This is a genomic window from Mycobacterium vicinigordonae (assembly GCF_013466425.1).
Classification (GTDB): domain Bacteria; phylum Actinomycetota; class Actinomycetes; order Mycobacteriales; family Mycobacteriaceae; genus Mycobacterium; species Mycobacterium vicinigordonae.
In genome coordinates, this window is record NZ_CP059165.1 from 2,843,240 (window position 1) to 2,862,366 (window position 19,127).

The 19,127-nt window shown below is 66.9% G+C and carries 19 protein-coding genes; 17 read left to right on the forward strand and 2 right to left on the reverse strand.

The genetic code is table 11. The features are described 5' to 3' along the window. Window positions 1–76: 76 nt before the first annotated feature. From hisD to hisI, 8 genes are read left to right on the forward strand one after another with little or no spacing between them, the layout of a single operon-like run. The gene (gene hisD, locus H0P51_RS12975; RefSeq protein WP_180918937.1) at window positions 77–1,387 is read left to right on the forward strand and encodes a histidinol dehydrogenase; all 1,311 of its coding nucleotides are present in this window, start codon (window positions 77–79) and stop codon (window positions 1,385–1,387) included. Beyond that, entirely contained in the window at window positions 1,384–2,604 is a 1,221-nt protein-coding gene (locus tag H0P51_RS12980; protein WP_180918437.1) for a histidinol-phosphate transaminase, read from the forward strand. Before hisD ends, H0P51_RS12980 begins: the two co-directional genes overlap by 4 nt. Continuing rightward, entirely contained in the window at window positions 2,601–3,221 is a 621-nt protein-coding gene (gene hisB / locus H0P51_RS12985) for an imidazoleglycerol-phosphate dehydratase HisB (RefSeq protein ID WP_180918438.1), read from the forward strand. Before H0P51_RS12980 ends, hisB begins: the two co-directional genes overlap by 4 nt. Then, window positions 3,218–3,838, forward strand: a complete 621-nt coding sequence (gene hisH / locus H0P51_RS12990; RefSeq protein WP_180918439.1) for an imidazole glycerol phosphate synthase subunit HisH — start codon at window positions 3,218–3,220, stop codon at window positions 3,836–3,838. Before hisB ends, hisH begins: the two co-directional genes overlap by 4 nt. 3 nt (window positions 3,839–3,841) lie before the next feature. Beyond that, window positions 3,842–4,576: a bifunctional 1-(5-phosphoribosyl)-5-((5-phosphoribosylamino)methylideneamino)imidazole-4-carboxamide isomerase/phosphoribosylanthranilate isomerase PriA gene (gene priA / locus H0P51_RS12995; protein WP_180918440.1), complete on the forward strand. Its 735-nt coding sequence runs from the start codon at window positions 3,842–3,844 to the stop codon at window positions 4,574–4,576. A gap of 14 nt (window positions 4,577–4,590) precedes the next feature. Further along, window positions 4,591–5,403, forward strand: coding sequence for an inositol monophosphatase family protein (locus tag H0P51_RS13000; RefSeq protein ID WP_180918441.1), 813 nt, complete (start codon window positions 4,591–4,593; stop codon window positions 5,401–5,403). Continuing rightward, window positions 5,403–6,200, forward strand: a complete 798-nt coding sequence (gene hisF / locus H0P51_RS13005) for an imidazole glycerol phosphate synthase subunit HisF (RefSeq protein WP_180918442.1) — start codon at window positions 5,403–5,405, stop codon at window positions 6,198–6,200. The genes H0P51_RS13000 and hisF overlap by 1 nt, the downstream gene beginning before the upstream one ends. Next, window positions 6,197–6,553, forward strand: coding sequence for a phosphoribosyl-AMP cyclohydrolase (gene hisI, locus H0P51_RS13010; RefSeq protein ID WP_180918443.1), 357 nt, complete (start codon window positions 6,197–6,199; stop codon window positions 6,551–6,553). Before hisF ends, hisI begins: the two co-directional genes overlap by 4 nt. A gap of 6 nt (window positions 6,554–6,559) precedes the next feature. Here hisI and H0P51_RS13015 read toward each other — a convergent pair whose 3' ends face one another. Further along, on the reverse strand, window positions 6,560–8,062 hold the full coding sequence (locus H0P51_RS13015) for a serine/threonine-protein kinase (protein ID WP_180918444.1): 1,503 nt from the start codon (window positions 8,060–8,062) through the stop codon (window positions 6,560–6,562). 304 nt (window positions 8,063–8,366) lie between these two features. Between H0P51_RS13015 and H0P51_RS13020 the strand changes: the two genes are divergently transcribed. Then, window positions 8,367–9,455 carry a calcium:cation antiporter gene (locus H0P51_RS13020; protein WP_180918445.1) on the forward strand — a complete coding sequence of 363 codons (1,089 nt, stop codon included), beginning with the start codon at window positions 8,367–8,369 and terminating at the stop codon, window positions 9,453–9,455. Here H0P51_RS13020 and H0P51_RS13025 read toward each other — a convergent pair. Next, window positions 9,452–9,907: a peroxiredoxin gene (locus H0P51_RS13025; RefSeq protein ID WP_180918446.1), complete on the reverse strand. Its 456-nt coding sequence runs from the start codon at window positions 9,905–9,907 to the stop codon at window positions 9,452–9,454. The two genes, H0P51_RS13020 and H0P51_RS13025, sit on opposite strands and share 4 nt — an antisense overlap. A 129-nt stretch (window positions 9,908–10,036) precedes the next feature. Between H0P51_RS13025 and H0P51_RS13030 the strand changes: the two genes are divergently transcribed. The 8 genes from H0P51_RS13030 to pyk all read left to right on the forward strand — a co-directional run bounded on the left by H0P51_RS13030 (window position 10,037) and on the right by pyk (window position 19,122). Then, window positions 10,037–11,584: an anthranilate synthase component I gene (locus H0P51_RS13030; RefSeq protein WP_180918447.1), complete on the forward strand. Its 1,548-nt coding sequence runs from the start codon at window positions 10,037–10,039 to the stop codon at window positions 11,582–11,584. Then, window positions 11,577–12,224, forward strand: a complete 648-nt coding sequence (locus H0P51_RS13035; protein ID WP_180918448.1) for a TIGR02234 family membrane protein — start codon at window positions 11,577–11,579, stop codon at window positions 12,222–12,224. The genes H0P51_RS13030 and H0P51_RS13035 overlap by 8 nt, the downstream gene beginning before the upstream one ends. A gap of 89 nt (window positions 12,225–12,313) precedes the next feature. Beyond that, window positions 12,314–13,132 carry an indole-3-glycerol phosphate synthase TrpC gene (trpC, locus tag H0P51_RS13040; RefSeq protein WP_180918449.1) on the forward strand — a complete coding sequence of 273 codons (819 nt, stop codon included), beginning with the start codon at window positions 12,314–12,316 and terminating at the stop codon, window positions 13,130–13,132. A gap of 35 nt (window positions 13,133–13,167) precedes the next feature. Further along, the gene (trpB, locus tag H0P51_RS13045) at window positions 13,168–14,421 is read left to right on the forward strand and encodes a tryptophan synthase subunit beta (protein WP_180918450.1); all 1,254 of its coding nucleotides are present in this window, start codon (window positions 13,168–13,170) and stop codon (window positions 14,419–14,421) included. After that, window positions 14,421–15,230: a tryptophan synthase subunit alpha gene (trpA, locus tag H0P51_RS13050; protein WP_425489001.1), complete on the forward strand. Its 810-nt coding sequence runs from the start codon at window positions 14,421–14,423 to the stop codon at window positions 15,228–15,230. The genes trpB and trpA overlap by 1 nt, the downstream gene beginning before the upstream one ends. Further along, window positions 15,227–17,080: a prolipoprotein diacylglyceryl transferase gene (gene lgt, locus H0P51_RS13055; protein ID WP_246398608.1), complete on the forward strand. Its 1,854-nt coding sequence runs from the start codon at window positions 15,227–15,229 to the stop codon at window positions 17,078–17,080. The genes trpA and lgt overlap by 4 nt, the downstream gene beginning before the upstream one ends. A 91-nt stretch (window positions 17,081–17,171) precedes the next feature. After that, a complete protein-coding gene (locus tag H0P51_RS13060) occupies window positions 17,172–17,597 on the forward strand; it encodes a DUF2752 domain-containing protein (RefSeq protein ID WP_180918940.1) in 426 nt (141 codons plus the stop codon). A gap of 106 nt (window positions 17,598–17,703) precedes the next feature. Then, entirely contained in the window at window positions 17,704–19,122 is a 1,419-nt protein-coding gene (pyk, locus tag H0P51_RS13065) for a pyruvate kinase (RefSeq protein ID WP_180918451.1), read from the forward strand. The last annotated feature ends 5 nt before the right edge of the window (window positions 19,123–19,127 follow it).

Genomic DNA, 19,127 nt, shown 5'->3' on the forward strand with positions numbered 1-19,127 from the left:
CTCAGGAGCGACTGTACCGGTGGAATATCGAGTTGAGCTGCTCTGGGACAATGGTCAGGTGACCACATCGCTCCCGCTGCTGTCCCGCATCGATTTGCGGGGCGTCGAGCTGACGGCGGCGCGGTTGCGGGCCGCCTTGCCGCGCGGCGGCGTCGACGTGGAGTCAGTGCTGCCCAAGGTGCGTCCCATCGTCGAGGCGGTCTCCGAGCGGGGCGCCGAGGCCGCCCTGGAATACGGCGAATCGTTCGACGGGGTGCGGCCGGCCACTGTGCGGGTACCGGCCACCGCGCTGGACGAGGCGCTGGCCGGGCTGCAACCGGAGGTCCGCGACGCGCTGCAGGTGATGATCGAGCGCACACGCGCGGTGCACGCCGATCAACGCCGCGCCGACGTGACGACCTCACTTGGCCCGGGCGCCACTGTCACCGAACGCTGGGTGCCTGTCGAGCGGGTCGGCCTGTACGTGCCCGGCGGTAACGCCGTGTACCCGTCGAGCGTGGTGATGAACGTGGTGCCCGCCCAGGCCGCCGGGGTGGAGTCGCTGGTGGTGGCCAGCCCGCCACAAGCGCAGTTCGGCGGTTTGCCGCACCCGACCATTCTGGCGGCGGCAAAGCTGCTCGGCGTGGACGAGGTTTGGGCGGTTGGTGGCGCGCAAGCGGTGGCGTTGCTGGCCTACGGCAGCACCGCCGGGGAAGAACTCGGCTCCGTCGACATGATCACCGGTCCGGGCAACATCTATGTGACCGCGGCCAAGCGCCTGTGTCGCTCGCAGGTGGGCATCGACGCCGAGGCTGGTCCCACCGAGATAGCCATTCTGGCTGACCACACCGCCGATCCCGCGCACGTGGCCGCCGACTTGATCAGCCAGGCCGAACACGACGAGATGGCCGCCAGTGTCCTCGTCACCCCGAGCCCTGAGCTGGCCGACGCCACCGACGCCGAATTGGCCGCCCAGTTGCAGACCACGGTGCACCGCGAGCGGGTGCGGGTGGCGCTGTCGGGTCCGCAGTCGAAGATCATCCTGACCGACGACCTCGACGCCGCCATCAAGGTCGCTAACGCATATGCCGCGGAGCATCTGGAGATCCAGACCGTCGAGGCGGCTCAGGTGGCCGGCCGGATCCGTTCGGCCGGAGCCATTTTCGTCGGCCCATACGCACCGGTCAGCCTCGGTGATTACTGCGCCGGCTCCAATCACGTGCTGCCCACTGCTGGTTCGGCCCGTCACTCAAGCGGTCTGTCGGTGCAGACCTTCCTGCGCGGCATTCACGTTGTGGACTACACCGAGGCTGCGCTCAAAGACGTGTCCGGACACGTGGTGACGCTCGCCGAAGCCGAAGACCTGCCCTCGCACGGCGAGGCGGTACGCCGGAGGTTCGAGCGATGACCCGGCCCACCCTCGACGACCTGCCGCTGCGCGACGACCTACGCGATAAATCACCTTACGGGGCACCACAATTGGATGTTCCGGTGCGGCTCAACACCAATGAGAACCCGCACCCACCCACTGCGGCCCTGGTCGACGATGTCGTGCGTTCGGTGCGCGATGCGGCTGCGGATTTGCACCGTTATCCCGACCGCGACGCCGTAGCGCTGCGCGCCGACCTGGCCGCTTACCTCACCGTTCAGACCGGGGTTCGGGTCGGGGTTGAAAGCGTCTGGGCGGCAAACGGTTCCAACGAGATCCTGCAGCAGCTGCTGCAGGCGTTCGGCGGTCCCGGGCGCAGCGCGATCGGGTTCGTGCCGTCGTACTCGATGCACCCGATCATCTCCGATGCGACACGCACTGAGTGGCTTGAGGCCGTTCGCGCCGACGACTTCAGCCTCGACATAGCCGCCGCCGTCACCGCTGTCGCCGAACGCCGGCCCGACGTGGTGTTCGTCGCCAGTCCAAACAACCCTTCCGGACAGAGTGTTTCGCTACCGGAGCTCCGCCGGCTACTGGACGTGGTGCCGGGCATCCTGATCGTCGACGAGGCTTATGGCGAGTTCTCGTCGCAGCCCAGCGCGGTCACGCTGGTTCAGGAGTACCCGACAAAGCTGATCGTGACCCGGACCATGAGCAAGGCCTTCGCCTTTGCCGGCGGCCGGCTCGGCTACCTGGTGGCCACGCCCGCCCTGGTCGATGCCATGCTGCTGGTGCGGCTGCCCTACCACCTGTCGTCGGTCACCCAGGCGGCCGCCCGAGCCGCGCTGCGCCACGCCGATGACACCCTGGGCAGCGTGGCCACCCTGATCGCTGAACGCGAGCGGGTGTCGGCAGCCTTGGCGGCCATGGGTTTTCGGGTCATCCCGAGCGACGCCAACTTCGTGCTGTTCGGTGAATTCGCCGATGCGCCGGCGGCCTGGCAGCATTACCTGGATGCCGGGGTACTGATCCGCGACGTCGGTATTCCCGGTTACCTGCGCGTCACCACCGGGCTGGCTGAGGAGAACGATGCCTTCCTGCGGGCGAGCGCTCAGATTGCAGCCACCCATAGTTTAGGAGCGATCGCGAGCGCGGCGGAGCCGGGTGAAGCGGGTCGCGACCATAGTTTAGGAGCGATCGCGAGCGCGGCGGAGCCGGGTGAAGCGGGTCGCGACCACAATTTAGGAGCACCGTGACAGCCATCGAGACGCGGCGCGCGCGCATCGAACGCCGCACCAAGGAATCCGACATCGTCATCGAACTCGACCTCGACGGCACCGGTCAGGTCGACATCGACACGGGCGTCCCGTATTTCGACCACATGCTCACGGCGCTGGGCAGTCACGCCAGCTTCGACCTGACCGTGCACACCAAAGGTGACGTCGAGATCGAGGCGCACCACACGGTCGAGGACACCGCAATCGCACTCGGCCAGGCGCTGGGCGAGGCGTTGGGCGACAAAAAGGGTATCCGCCGTTTCGGCGACGCGTTCATCCCGATGGACGAGACGCTGGCGCACGCCGCCGTCGACGTATCCGGTCGTCCGTACTGCGTGCACACCGGGGAGCCGGATCACTTGCAGCACTTCACGATCACCGGGAACTCGGTGCCCTATCACACCGTCATCAACCGGCACGTGTTCGAGTCGTTGGCGATGAACGCTCGCATTGCGCTGCACGTGCGGGTGCTCTACGGCCGCGACCCGCACCACATCACCGAGGCGGAATACAAAGCGGTGGCCCGCGCGTTGCGTCACGCTGTCGAGTTCGATCCCCGGGTCTCAGGAGTACCGTCTACCAAAGGTGTTCTGTGACAGCTAGATCGGTCGTGGTTCTGGACTACGGGTCGGGTAATCTACGGTCTGCCCAGCGTGCGCTAGAGCGGGTTGGTGCCGAGGTCGAGGTGACCGCCGACGCCGACAAGGCCCTGGCAGCCGATGGACTGGTGGTGCCGGGCGTCGGGGCCTTCGAGGCTTGCATGAGCGGACTGCGCAAGATCGGCGGCGAACGGATCATCGCTGAGCGGGTCAGCGGCCGGCGACCCGTGCTGGGTGTCTGTGTGGGCATGCAGATCCTGTTCGCGCACGGCGTCGAATTCGGCGTTGACACAATGGGTTGCGGCCAGTGGCCGGGAGCGGTGACCCGGCTGGATGCGCCGGTGATCCCGCACATGGGCTGGAACGTGGTGCAGGCCGCGCCCGGCAGCGTGCTCTTCAAAGGGTTGAGCGCCGACACCCGTTTTTATTTCGTACACTCCTACGCCGCGCAGCGGTGGGAAGGTTCAGCTGAGGCGATGTTGACGTGGGCGACACATCAGGTGCCGTTTCTGGCGGCAGTCGAGGACGGGCCGTTGTCGGCGACCCAGTTTCACCCGGAGAAGAGCGGGGATGCCGGCGCGGCCGTGTTACACAACTGGATCGAGGGCCTGTAAGCCATGTCGCTGATTTTGTTGCCGGCGGTCGACGTGGTCGAGGGGCGTGCCGTGCGTCTGGTGCAGGGCAAGGCCGGTAGTGAAACCGAGTATGGGTCGGCGCTTGATGCCGCGTTGGGTTGGCAGCGCGACGGCACCGACTGGATACACCTGGTCGATCTAGACGCCGCGTTCGGGCGTGGCTCCAACCGCGAACTGCTCGCCGAGGTGGTGGGCAAGCTCGACGTCCAGGTGGAATTGTCCGGCGGCATCCGCGACGACGACTCGCTGGCCGCCGCGCTGGCCACCGGGTGCGCCCGGGTCAACCTGGGCACCGCAGCGCTGGAGAACCCGCAGTGGTGCGCCCGCGCGATCGCCGAGCACGGCGAGAAGGTCGCCGTCGGTCTGGACGTCCAGATCGTCGACGGCCAACACCGGTTGCGTGGACGCGGCTGGGAGACCGACGGTGGCGACTTGTGGCAGGTACTGGACCGCCTCAACGGCGAAGGCTGCTCGCGCTACGTCGTGACCGACGTGACCAAGGACGGCACCCTGGGGGGTCCCAATCTGGACCTGCTGGCGGCCGTCGCCGAGCGCGCCGAGGCGCCGGTGATTGCCTCCGGCGGGGTGTCCAGCCTGGATGACCTGCGGGCCATCGCGACACTGACCGACCGTGGCGTCGAGGGCGCCATTGTCGGCAAGGCGCTCTACGCCGGGCGCTTCACCTTGCCTCAGGCGCTGGCCGCGGTGCGGGAATAGGGAACCGCCGCACGATGACGCAGAATCTTTCGGTGGACTCGCTTGTCGAACGGGCAGCGGCAGTCCTCGACGAGGCCGTCGAACCGTTCTTGGCCGGCCACCGTGCTGATTCGGCGGTTGCCAAGAAGGGCAACGACTTTGCCACCGAGGTGGATCTGGCGATCGAGCGCCAGGTCGTCGATGCATTGGTTGCGGCCACCGGAATCCAGGTGCATGGCGAAGAATTCGGTGGCGCCGACTTCGACTCGCCTTGGGTGTGGGTGCTGGACCCGATCGACGGTACGTTCAATTATGCTGCCGGTTCACCGCTGGCCGGAATCCTCCTCGGGCTGCTGCGCGACGGCGAACCGGTGGCTGGGCTGACGTGGCTGCCGTTCACCAACCAGCGTTATACCGCCGTGACCGGTGGCCCACTAATCAAAAACGGTGTGCCGCAGCCTAAGCTGGCGCGAACCGAGTTGTCGGACGCGCTGGTGGCCGCCGGATCGTTCAGCGCGGACTCGCGCGGCCGGTTCCCCGGCCAGTACCGCTTGGCGGTGTTGGAGAACCTCAGCCGGATGTCGTCGCGATTACGGATGCACGGATCCACCGGGCTGGATCTCGCCTATGTCGCTGACGGAATACTCGGTGGTGCAATCAGTTTCGGCAGCCATGTGTGGGATCATGCCGCCGGGGTCGCCTTGGTGCGGGCCGCGGGTGGCACCGTCACGGATCTGGCTGGCCGGCCATGGAGTCCGGCGTCGCGGTCGGCGTTGGCGGCCGCGCCCGGGGTGCACGACGAGATGCTGGAGATCCTGCGCAGCACGGGCGATCCGGAGGACTTCTGATGCTAAACGACGTCAATGACCTTGCGGTGCGGGTGATCCCGTGCCTGGACGTCGACGCGGGACGTGTAGTCAAGGGTGTCAACTTCGAAAATCTCAGGGATGCAGGTGATCCCGTCGAACTTGCTGCTGCCTACGACGCCGAGGGCGCCGACGAGCTCACCTTCCTGGATGTCACCGCTTCCTCCTCTGGCCGCGACACCATGCTCGACGTGGTGCGCCGCACCGCCGAGCAGGTATTCATCCCGTTGACTGTGGGCGGCGGGGTACGCACCGTGGCCGACGTCGATGTCCTGCTGCGCGCGGGCGCCGACAAGGTCTCGGTGAACACCGCCGCGATCGCGCGCCCGGAGCTGCTGGCCGAGATGGCAAGAAAGTTCGGGTCGCAGTGCATTGTGCTGTCGGTCGACGCGCGCACGGTGCCAATCAGGCCCGGCGGGCCTAAGCCGACGCCGTCCGGCTGGGAGGTCACTACCCACGGCGGTCGGCGCGGAACCGGCATCGATGCGGTCCAGTGGGCGGCGCGCGGCGCCGAGCTGGGGGTGGGGGAGATCCTGCTCAACTCGATGGACGCCGACGGCACCAAAGCCGGCTTCGACCTGCCGATGCTGCGGGCAGTGCGCGCAGCGGTGACGGTGCCGGTGATCGCCAGCGGCGGGGCGGGGGCCGTCGAGCACTTCGCGCCCGCCGTTGACTCGGGGGCCGATGCGGTGTTGGCAGCCAGCGTCTTTCACTTCCGTGAGCTGACCATCGGGCAGGTGAAGGCCGCCATGGCGGCCGAGGGGATCACGGTGCGATGAGACTGGACCCGCACATCGCTGCGCGGCTGAAGCGCAACGCTGACGGATTGATCGCCGCAGTGGTGCAGGAGCGCGGCACCGGCGACGTGCTGATGGTTGCCTGGATGGACGACGACGCGCTGGCGCGAACGCTGGAAACGCGTGAAGCTACCTATTTTTCGCGATCCCGCAGCGAGCAGTGGATCAAGGGCGCAACGTCGGGGCACACCCAGTACGTGCACTCGGTGCGTCTGGACTGCGACGGCGACACGGTGCTGTTGACCGTCGACCAGGTGGGGGGAGCCTGCCACACCGGTGACCACAGCTGCTTTGATGGCGCGGTGCTGCTCGACGACCCGGGCGCGCCAGCCTGACTCTGGCTAATCGACGTCCAGGCCGTTCGTGGCGGCAAGCGCGGCCTTGACCCAATCGCGTTTGGCCACCGCGGGGGCTATGTGTTCGTGGCCGATCTCCTCGACATCGATGGGCCGACCCGTGGTGATCGCGGTAGCCACCTGGAAGATGAAGGTGCGGCTATCGGTGGCGATTCCGAGCAAGGCGTCGTTGTCGCTGAACTCGTTGTCGTGAATCTCGCGGTCGGCCCAGCGGGCCGGGTTCAGGCCGCCGAAGTTCTTGACGTACACCACCCATAATCGGATGCCGCGCCGCTGGCGGAGGTTGTCGACGGCCGCGTCGACCGCGTCACGCTCGGCGGGCTTGAGGACGTGCGCTTCGTCAGTCAAGTACGGGTTCAGCCGCAGCCCGGGTGGGGGCGAGGCCGAGGCGCTGCTGCCGGGTGGTTCGGCAGACCGCGAGGTGGTGCTGACTGGACTCGACGGCCCGGCCGCCCGGTCACTGGTGTTGGTGCTCATCGCCACCACCCCGAGAATCACCGCAACGCCCACCAGTGCGATGGCCGCCAGCGTCGCGATCAACGTCGCGTGACCGCCGCCGGACGCGGGCGGCGGCGGCACGGGAATGACCCGGGTAGGGCCGGCTACCACCAGGGGCGGTCCTGGAACCAGACCGGGCGGCGCGGCCAGAGCCGCCGCGAACTCCGTGCACGACGCAAACCGCGCCGCCGGGTCTTTGGCGAGGGCACGGGCCATGACCGGGTCGAGGTGCGGCAGGTCGGGGCGGCGGCCGCTGAGCAACGGTGGTGGCGCCGATAGGTGCTGGGTGACGATCGCCGCCGGGCTGGAGTGGTCGAATGGCGCCACGCCGGTGAGCAGCTGGTAGGTGGTACATGCCAGCGCGTACTGGTCGACCCGTCCGTCCAGGACGGAGCCCAGCAACTGCTCGGGTGCGCAGTAGGCGGTGGTGCCCATCGTCATGTTCGTGGCGGTCAGGCCACTGGTCTGGTCTAGCTCGCGGGCGACGCCGAAATCGGCGAGCACTATGCGCCGTCGCGGCCCCGCCTCACCCAACAGGATGTTGGCTGGCTTGATATCGCGGTGCAGCAGGCCGCGGGAGTGCGCGTAGTCCAGTGCGTCAGCGACTGCGGCCACGATCTGCACCACGTCCGGCAGCGGCATTCCGGACGGGAAATGCTCCTGGACCAGTCGGGCGGCGTCGGTGCCCTCCACGTAGTCCATCGAAAGCCACAGCTGTCCGTGGTACTCGCCGCGGTCGTGAATGCCGACGATGTGCTCGTGGTACAGGGTGGCGGCCAGTTCGGCTTCGCGGTTGAAGCGCTGGCGGTACTCCTGATTCACCGTGAGTTCGGCCGGCAGGATCTTCAGAGCATCGCGCCGCGGCAGCCGTGGATGCTGGGCTAGGTACACCTCGCCCATGCCGCCGACACCCAATCGCCGGACGATGGTGTACCCGGCGAACAGCTCGCCCGCCCGCAAGCCGTCGTCCTGACTCTCGCTTGTCGGCATGTGAGCATGCTACTGGCGGTGGTCGTTGATCGGTGCACGAACGGGCCCAGCTAACCGCGCTGCTACACTTAGAAAACTGAAAGGTTCACCGACGGGAACGACCTGGCCGGCTGCAATCCACCAATTTGAGTAGAGCCATCGAGCGAAACCTGTTCTGGCTAAATGTGATCGGGAGATATCGAATCGGTCCTCGTTGCGTCAACGCTGCGCCCCAAGGTGATTGCCAGGTAACCGACTGCGGCTGTAGCGCAATCACTATGTGTGGAAAGCGCTTTGGCGGCAGGGTCGAGGAAGGGAGCGGGTGGTGCTAAAGCGCGTGTCCTGGAACCTGCTGGCCCCCGTCATCGCGGTCATCTCGCTCGCATTCACCTGGGGCGAGGACATCGGGCTGGTGGTCGGTGCGATCGAAGCGGTGCTGCTGGCCGGTGCCGTGCTGGCCGCGGTCCATCACGCCGAGGTGGTCGCGCACCGGGTCGGGGAGCCGTTGGGTTCCCTGGTGCTCGCCGTAGCGGTAACGGTCATCGAGGTTGCACTGATCGTCACGTTGATGACTTCCGGCGGCGAGAAGGCCGCCACGCTGGCCCGCGACACCGTCTTCTCCGCGGTGATGATCACCACCAACGGGATCGCCGGGTTGGCGCTGCTGGTTGGTTCCCGCCGTTACGGCGTCACGCACTTCAACGCGGAGGGCAGCGGGTCAGCGCTGGCCACCATCGCGACGTTGGCCACGTTGGGCCTGGTGTTGCCCGCGTTCACCACCAGCCACCCCGGCCCGCAATTCTCCCCGGGCCAGCTGGCGTTCGCCGCCGTCGCTTCCCTGGCGCTGTACTTGATGTTCGTCTTCACCCAGACCGTGCGGCACCGAAACTTCTTTCTGCCGGTCAAACAGCAGGGCGCCAAGGACCCCGATTCCGAGGACCACGCCGACCCGCCGGGCAACCGGGAGACGCTGCTCAGTCTCGGGTTGCTGCTGGTGGCCCTGGTGGCGGTGGTAGGCCTGGCGAAAGTGGAGTCCCCGATCATCGAGCGCGGGGTAGCCGCCGCTGGCTTCCCGCATGCATTCGTGGGCGTGGTGATCGCCACGCTGGTGCTGCTGCCGGAGACGGTTGCCGCGGTGCGCGCCGCGCACCGGGGCCGCATGCAGATCAGCCTGAACCTGGCCTACGGCTCGGCGATGGCCAGCATTGGGCTCACCATCCCCACCATCGCGCTGGCCTCGATCTGGATTCGCGGGCCACTGAGCCTGGGTTTGGGCCCCACTCAGCTGGTGTTGCTGGCGCTGACTGTCGTGGTAAGCACGCTCACCGTCGTGCCCGGCCGGGCGACCCGGCTGCAGGGCGAGGTGCATCTGGTGCTGCTGGCCGCGTGCTTCTTCCTAGCGATGAGCCCCTAGCGGTTGCGCAGTACTTGCAGCGCCTTGTCGGCATGGGTGTCCATGCTGAACTCGCTGGAGATCACATCGAGCACTCGGCGGTCTTGATCGATGACGAACGTGGTGCGCTTAACCGGCATCAGCTTGCCCAGCAGGCCGCGCTTGACGCCGAACTGGGTGGCCACCGTCCCCTCGGCGTCCGACAGCAGCGGATAGTCGAATTTCTGGGCATCGGCGAACTTGGCCTGCTTCTCTACGGCGTCGGTGCTGATACCGACCCGGTTCGCCCCCACGGCAGCGAATTCGGCGGCCAGGTCGCGGAAGTGGCAGGCCTCCTTGGTGCAGCCCGGGGTCATGGCCGCCGGGTAGAAGAACAGCACCACAGGCCCGTCAGCAAGCAGGTCGCTGAGTTTGCGTGGTGTACCCATCTGGTCGGGAAGCTCGAAGTCGGCCACGGTGTCGCCAGTTTTCATGGCGGCCACGCTACGCCAGTTCCGCCGAGCCGCCACGAGCGTGACCGTGCCGTGGAAAATCAGCGCCAACAACGCACCCTGGTTCTGCTCGCGAGCGCCCTCTGTCGGGCCGTCTGCGAGGATGTGTCGGTGCACGCCAACCTTGCAGCCACGACCACCCGGGAGGATTTCCGGGCACTGGCGGCAGAGCACCGGGTGGTCCCGGTGACTCGCAAAGTCTTGGCCGACAGCGAAACTCCACTGTCGGCGTACCGCAAGCTCGCCGCCAATCGCCCCGGAACCTTCCTGCTCGAATCGGCCGAGAACGGCCGCTCGTGGTCACGCTGGTCCTTTATCGGCGCGGGAGCGCCGACGGCGCTGACAGTGCGCGGCGGCCACGCCGTGTGGCTCGGTGCCGCGCCCAAGGACGCACCCACCGGCGGCGACCCGTTGGACGCGCTGCGCGCCACTCTGGCGGTGCTCGCGACCGCCGCACCCCAGGAGTCCCGGCCCGGGCTGCCGCCGCTGTCCGGTGGCATGGTCGGCTTCTTCGCCTACGACATGGTGCGACGCCTTGAGCGCTTGCCGGAACTGGCCGTCGACGACCTGCAGCTACCGGACATGCTGTTGCTACTGGCCACCGACCTTGCGGCCGTCGACCATCACGAGGGCACCATCACCCTGATCGCCAACGCGGTGAACTGGAACGGCACCGACGATCGGGTCGACTGGGCCTACGACGACGCGGTCGCGAGGCTCGACGTGATGACTGCGGCGCTCGGACAGCCGCTGCCGTCAACGGTGTCGACGTTCAGCAAACCCCAGCCGCGCTATCGCTCGCAGCGCACCGTGGACGAATACAGCAAGATCGTCGACTACCTCGTCGAGCAGATTGCTGCTGGCGAAGCCTTTCAGGTGGTGCCTTCACAGCGCTTCGAGATGGATACCGACGTCGACCCCATCGACGTCTACCGGATGCTGCGGGTGACCAACCCGAGCCCCTACATGTATCTATTGCAGATCCCCGATGGTGATGGTGCACTGGACTTTTCGATCGTCGGTTCGAGTCCGGAGGCGTTGGTCACCGTGCAGGACCGCCGGGCCACTACGCATCCGATCGCCGGAACGCGCTGGCGTGGGGAGACCGACGAGGAAGACGTCCTGCTGGAAAAAGAGCTGCTCGCCGACGACAAGGAATTGGCCGAGCACCTCATGCTGGTCGATCTGGGCCGCAACGATCTGGGCCGGGTCTGCACCCCAGGCACGGTGCGCGTCGAGGACTACAGCCACATCGAGCGCTACAGCCATGTCATGCACCTGGTATCCACCGTGACGGGGCTGCTGGCAGACGGCCAGACCGCATTGGACGCGGTCACCGCCTGTTTCCCGGCCGGCACGCTGTCGGGAGCGCCCAAGGTGCGGGCCATGGAGCTGATCGAGGAGGTCGAGAAAACCCGGCGCGGGCTCTACGGGGGCGTGGTGGGCTACCTGGACTTCGCCGGCAACGCCGACTTCGCGATCGCGATCCGGACCGCATTGATGCGTGGTGGCACCGCGTATGTGCAGGCCGGCGGCGGCGTGGTCGCCGATTCCAACGGGCCCTACGAGTACAACGAAGCCAGGAACAAGGCACGGGCGGTGCTCAACGCGATCGCGGCCGCTCAGACGTTGACCACCCCGGACGTGGGCAGTGGCTGACGCCGCACGCCGCGTCCGGCTGACCGTGGGGCTCGCCCAGCTGCTGCTGGTGGTTGCCGCCGGCACGCTGTGGGCGGCGTCGCGGCTGACGTGGGTGACCGTCCGGTCGTTCGACGGCCTTGGGCAGCCCAAAGAGGTGGCGCTATCCGGCGTCACTTGGTCGACGGCGCTGCTGCCGCTGGCGATCGTGAACCTGGCCGCCGCAATCGCTGCCCTGGCCGTGCGCGGCTGGCAGCTGCGCGCGTTGGCAGTGCTGCTGGCGGCGTCGAGCTTCGCCGTCGGCTATCTGGGTGTCAGCCTGTGGGCGGTGCCGGACGTGGCTGCCCGCGGCGCCGACCTGGCGCATGTCCCGGTGGCGACGCTGGTGGGAAGTGGGCGCCAGTACACCGGTGCGGTGATCACGGTGGTGGCTGCGGTGTGCACGCTGCTTGCCGCGACGTTGTTGATGCGCGCCTCGACCGCCGCCCCGGCACGCTCGCGCAGCACGAAGTATCTGGCGCCCGGAGCACGGCGGTCGATGGCGCGCGATGACACCCCGTCGGGCGAACCCAAGCTGTCAGAGCGCACGATTTGGGATGCTCTCGACGCGGGCCGGGACCCTACGGATGGGTCGCCCGAGGCGGACACCGAGGGGCGGTGACGGACCCTGTCCCGACAGTCGCTACCCTTCTTGCACGTCGGTGAATCCGGCTGGTGAGCGTTGGGTCACGGGAAAGGAACACGGAAGGCATGAGTCCGGCATCCGTGCTTGACTCCATTCTCGAGGGAGTCCGCGCCGACGTTGCCGCGCGCGAAGCCAGCGTGAGCCTGTCCGAAATCAAGGCCGCCGCGGCCGCCGCGCCGCCACCTTTGGACGTCATGGCCGCGCTGCGTGAACCAGGCATCGGCGTTATCGCGGAGGTCAAGCGCGCCAGCCCGTCCAAGGGTGCGCTAGCACCCATTTCCGACCCGGCGAAACTGGCCCGTGCCTACGAGGATGGCGGCGCCCGGATCATCAGCGTACTTACCGAGGAACGACGGTTCCAAGGCTCCCTCGACGACCTCGACGCGGTGCGCGCCGCTGTTTCGATTCCGGTGTTACGCAAAGACTTTGTGGTGCAGCCCTACCAGATTCACGAGGCTCGCGCACACGGTGCGGACATGCTGCTGCTGATCGTAGCGGCGCTGGACCAATCGGCGCTGGTGTCCATGCTCGACCGCACCGAATCCCTCGGCATGACCGCGCTCGTCGAGGTCCACACCGAGGAAGAAGCGGACCGCGCACTCAAGGCCGGTGCCAACGTGATCGGGGTCAACGCCCGCGATCTGGCAACGCTGGAGGTCGACCGGGATTGCTTCGCGCGCATAGCTCCCGGGCTGCCCAGCAAGGTGATCCGGATCGCCGAATCCGGTGTACGTCACACCGGCGACCTGCTGGCGTATGCCGGTGCGGGAGCCGACGCCGTCCTGGTCGGTGAGGGTTTGGTCAAAAGCGGTGACCCCCGCGCGGCGGTCGCCGATCTGGTTACCGCCGGCACTCATCCGTCCTGTCCGAAACCGGCTCGCTAGCTCTTGATGTGCCGCACGCGCGCTGAGTATTTGTGATGGCAGATCTTTCCAACCCGGACCTTCCGCGTACCAGCGCCGCCGTCGTCGAACGAACTCATCACGACCCCGACCAGGGTGGGCATTTCGGTTCCTATGGTGGCCGCTACGTTCCCGAGGCGCTAATGGCGGTGATCGAGGAGGTCACTGTCGCCTACGAAAAAGAGCGCGTGAACCAGGATTTCCTCGACACCCTGGACAAGCTGCAGGCCAATTACGCCGGCCGTCCCTCGCCGCTGTATGAGACGACGCGACTCGGCCGACATGCCGGTTCGGCGCGGATCTTCCTCAAGCGAGAAGATTTGAACCACACCGGTTCTCACAAGATCAACAATGTTCTGGGTCAAGCGCTGCTGGCCCGCCGGATGGGCAAAACCCGCGTGATCGCCGAAACCGGCGCGGGCCAGCACGGCGTGGCCACCGCCACCGCGTGCGCGCTGTTCGGCCTGGAGTGTGTCATCTACATGGGCGCGGTCGACACCGCACGCCAGGCGCTCAATGTGGCGCGGATGCGGTTGCTCGGCGCCAAGGTAGTTTCCGTGGAGACCGGGTCGCGGACCCTCAAAGACGCCATTAACGAAGCATTCCGGGACTGGGTTACCAACGCAGACAACACTTATTACTGCTTCGGCACGGCCGCGGGTCCGCACCCGTTTCCGACTATGGTGCGTGACTTCCAGCGGATCATCGGTCTGGAGGCACGGGCGCAGATCCAGCAGCAGATTGGCCGGTTGCCCGACGCGGTGGTGGCCTGCGTCGGCGGGGGATCCAACGCGATCGGCATCTTCCACGCTTTCCTCGACGACCCTTCGGTGAAGTTGGTGGGATACGAGGCCGCCGGCGACGGTGTCGAGACCGGGCGGCACGCCGCGACTTTCGCTGGTGGCTCACCCGGGGCGTTCCAGGGTTCCTACTCGTATCTGTTGCAGGACGAAGACGGCCAGACCATCGAATCGCACTCGATTTCAGCGGGTTTGGACTACCCCGGTGTGGGTCCCGAACACGCGTGGCTCAAAGACATCGGACGCGTCCAGTACGAACCCATCAACGATACCGAGGCGATGGACGCATTTGGCCTGCTGAGCCGTTCCGAAGGCATCATCCCGGCCATCGAGTCAGCGCACGCGGTGGCCGGCGCCCTGAAGTTGGGTGCCGAATTGGGAAGGGGGGCGATCATTGTGGTGAACCTGTCTGGCCGCGGCGACAAGGATGTGGAGACCGCCGCGAAATGGTTCGGCCTGTTGGACAAGTGATGACGGTGCACAAGAGCGGAACCAGCAGGCTCAAGCCGGTGTTCGGCTCGTGCCGCTCGGAGGGACGGGCGGCGCTGATCGGCTATCTGCCGACGGGTTATCCCGATGTGCCGTCGTCGGTGCAGGCGATGACCACTTTGGTCGAATCCGGTTGCGACATCATCGAAGTTGGTGTGCCGTACTCGGACCCGGGGATGGATGGCCCGACCATTCAGCGGGCCACCGAACAGGCGCTCAGCGGGGGAGTGCGGGTTCGGGACACACTGGCCGCGGTCGAGGCGATCAGCGCGGCCGGTGGACGTGCCGTGGTAATGACCTATTGGAATCCGGTGCTGCGCTACGGGATTGACGCGTTCGCGCGGGATCTCGCCGCGGCCGGAGGCCAGGGGTTGATCACCCCCGACTTGATTCCCGACGAGGCGCAGTCCTGGTTCGCGGCATCCGTTGAGCACGGCTTGGACCGCATCTTTCTGGTGGCGCCGTCGTCGACGTCCGAGCGGCTCGCGGCCACCGTCGAAGCATCACGCGGATTCGTCTATGCCGCGTCGACGATGGGTGTGACGGGGGCGCGTGATGTGGTGTCCCAGGCGGCACCCGACCTGGTGGGGAGGGTGAGGGCAGTGTCGGACATACCCGTCGGTGTCGGTTTGGGGGTGCGCTCGGCGCAGCAGGCCGCGCAGATCGGCAGCTACGCCGATGGTGTGATCGTGGGGTCAGCGCTGGTTTCGGCGCTGGCTGAGGGACTGCCGCGGCTGCGCGCGCTGACCGAGGAACTCGCCGCCGGCGTGCGACAAAGGGTGTCGGCATGACTTTGGCTGCCTCGCAGATGTGGCTCGCATCATTTCCTAGCCCGCCGCGTGGGGTCTGGCACTTGGGGCCGTTGCCGATTCGCGCGTACGCGTTCTTCATTATCACCGGGATCCTGATTGCGTTGGTGATCTCCGATCGGCGCTGGGTGGCCCGCGGCGGTGAGCGCGGTTTGGTCTACGACATCGCGCTGTGGATGGTGCCCTTCGGTTTGGTTGGTGGCCGTTTGTACCACCTGGCGACGGACTGGCGTACGTACTGGGGTCCCGGCGGCGCCGGAACCACTGCCGCGCTACGGATCTGGGACGGCGGGCTGGGCATCTGGGGCGCGGTGGCACTTGGGGTGGTTGGTGCGTGGATCGGCTGCAGGCGCAATGGCGTTCCGCTGCCGGCCTTCGTCGACGCGGTTGCCCCCGGCGTGGTGCTGGCGCAGGCGATCGGCCGGCTCGGCAACTACTTCAACCAAGAGTTATATGGGCGCGAGACCACGCTCCCGTGGGGTTTGGAGATCTTCTACCGTCGCGACCCGTCGGGGATTCTAAGCGAGCATTCCCTCGACGGCGTATCGACGGGGCAGGTTTTTGCCATTGTGCAGCCCACGTTTCTTTACGAATTGATTTGGAATCTGCTGGTATTCGCCGCCCTGCTCTACCTGGACCGGCGGTTCGTGTTCGGCCACGGAAGGCTGTTTGCGGCCTACGTCGCGCTGTACTGCGTCGGACGGTTCGGCGTCGAGTTGCTACGCGACGATACGGCCACCCACATCGCCGGCATCCGGATCAATACGTTCACATCCACTTTCGTGTTCCTCGGCGCCGTGGTTTACATGATCCTGGCGCCTAAAGGGCGCGAGGATCCGGCACTGCTGCGCAGCCGCTTCGCCGACGACGAGACCGAGGACGAGGCGGAGGAGGCCGAGGAGCTTGCGGCTGTCAACACGGGATCGGCGGTCGCCGGTGCCGCCGGCGACGGCGGTGCTGATGCAGAGCCGGTGGATGCCGGGGCTGTCGAGGAACCCGCGGAGGAGGCCGCCTCGGAGCAGGAGGTCTCGGACGAGGCAGTCGCCCAGGTCGGTGAGCCCGTGGTACTCGAGGGAGTTGCGGTCGTAGCGGGCGAGGTGGAGGAGCCCGCGGACGAGTCTGCTGAGCCCGGGGTTGCCGAGGTTGCCGAGGTGGAGCCTGAGGCTGAGGCTGAGGTAGTTGACGGGGCGGAGGTGGCTGAGGCCGAGTCCGCGAACGAGGTGACTGCCGAGGTCGAGACCGCCGACGACTCTGCGGAGGAAACCGAAACTCAGGAGGTGACGGCCCAGGCGGAGGAGCCCGCTGAGCCGGAGGTTACCGAGGTTACTGAGGTTGCCGGGGTGGAGTCCGAGGCCGAGGCTGCTGACGCCGTGGTTTCGGAGGGCGAGGCTGAGGCTGAGGTAGTTGACGGGGCGGAGGTGGCTGAGGCCGAGCCCGGGCCCGAGGTAACGCCGGCACAAGAAGCAGAAGCCGAAGCGGCCGACGCGGCGGAGCCGGAAACTACCGAGGCCGCCGACGCGGTGGCCGAGGTCGCCGAGCCCGATGGGTCCGAGATCGAGCCCGTTGATGCTGCCGCCGATGACGCTGAAACTGCAGAACCCGAAGCCGAATTGTTGCCGGCAGAACCCGAGACCGCGCAACTTGAAGCTGAAACCGAACCCACGGAGGCGGACACCGAGGCGGCGATGCCGGCGGAATCCGAGCCGGCGAAAATCGACGTGCCCTCCGACGAAGCCAGCCTGTCCAGTCTGGAGACGGCGGAAGCGCAAGAGGCGACCGGCGACGACGAGCGCAAGAGATTCAGGCTCCGATTGCGCCGCCGACGCCCGTAAGCGCTGCCGTGATGAACCGGTGATCGCTCGCGCGCGGTAACCGATCTGGCATTCTGAAACGGTGAATGAGCAGCCGCGGCTCTCTGCCAACGTGCGGCCGTCACGGCCCGGCGACGACGAGCACAGCCCGACCCGCAATCGCCTTGCCGTAGCCGGTTCGGCGGTGCTGCTGACCGGTGCCCTGGCTTACATCGGAGTCGCCGACCCGCACAACCCGGACTCCGCCTACCCGCAGTGCCCGTTCAAGTGGCTCACCGGCTGGAACTGCCCGGCCTGCGGAGGTTTGCGAATGACCCACGACCTGCTGCACGGACACTTCGCGGCGAGCGTGCACGACAACGTTTTCTTGCTGCTCACCATCCCGTTGCTGGCGGCATGGATCCTGCTCCGGCGCCACCGCGCAAAGTCCTGGCTGCCGGTCACCACCCTCGTCACCGTCGTGGTGTTAGCCACCGCCTGGACGGTGGTGCGCAACCTTCCCGGCTTTCCTTTGGTGCCAACGGTTCTCGGCGGTTGACCGGTGAAAGCCGCGCATCGATGCCAGGGCCGCGGGGCAACAGCGTTACGCGCGTCGTACGTGTGAGACGCCCCGAATACTTCGACCGCGACTATGCTTTGTCGTCGTGACTAGACGCGGAAAGATCGTCTGCACTCTCGGACCCGCCACGCGGCAGGATGATTTGCTCAAGGCGCTGGTCGAAGCGGGAATGGACGTCGCCCGCATGAACTTCAGCCACGGCGATTACAGCGACCACCAGGCTGCCTACGAGCGGGTCCGGAAAGCCTCGGACGCCACCGGTAGAGCGGTCGGCGTCCTCTGCGACCTGCAGGGCCCGAAGATCCGGCTGGGCCGTTTCGCGTCCGGTCCCACCTACTGGGCCGACGGTGAAACGGTTCGCATCACCGTCGCAGACTGCGAGGGAACCCACGACAGGGTCTCTACCACCTACAAGAGGCTGGCCAAGGACGCCATGGCGGGCGACCGGGTACTCGTCGACGACGGCAAGGTGGGTCTGATCGTCGAGCGCGTCGAGGACGATGACGTGGTCTGCAAGGTCGTCGAGGGCGGCCCGGTCAGCAACAACAAGGGGATCTCGCTACCCGGCATGAACGTGTCGGCGCCTGCCCTGTCGAGCAAGGACATCGACGATCTGACGTTCGCGTTGAAGCTGGGCGTCGACCTGGTGGCCTTGTCCTTCGTGCGCTCACCCTCCGACGTCGAGCTGGTTCACGAGGTGATGGACAAGGTCGGGCGGCGGGTACCGGTGATCGCCAAGCTAGAGAAGCCCGAAGCCATCGACAACCTCGAGGCCATCGTGCTGGCCTTCGACGCTGTCATGGTGGCGCGCGGCGACCTGGGCGTCGAGTTGCCCCTGGAAGAGGTCCCGCTGGTGCAGAAGCGGGCTATCCAGATGGCCCGGGAGAACGCCAAGCCGGTGATCGTGGCGACCCAGATGCTGGACTCGATGATCGAGAACTCGCGGCCGACCCGGGCCGAAGCCTCCGACGTCGCCAACGCCGTGCTCGACGGCGCAGACGCGCTGATGCTGTCCGGCGAGACCTCGGTGGGCAAATACCCCCTGCAGGCGGTCCAAACGATGTCCCGAATCGTCTGCGCAGTCGAGCAGAATTCGACAGCCGCGCCGCCGTTGACGCATGTGCCGCGCACCAAGCGCGGCGTCATTTCCTACGCGGCCCGCGATATCGGTGAGCGGCTCGACGCCAAGGCCCTGGTGGCGTTCACGCAATCCGGCGACACCGTGCGGCGGCTGGCCCGCCTGCACACCCCGCTGCCACTGTTGGCATTCACCGACCTGCCCGAGGTGCGCAGCCAGCTGGCGATGACCTGGGGGACGGAGACGTTCATCGTTCCGCACATGAAGTCGACCGACGGCATGATCCGCGAGGTCGACAGGTCGCTGCTCGAACTCGGCCGCTACAAGCGCGGTGACCTGGTCGTCATTGTCGCCGGTGCGCCTCCCGGAACGGTCGGCTCAACCAACCTGATCCACGTGCACCGCATCGGCGAGGACGACGTCTGAGCGCT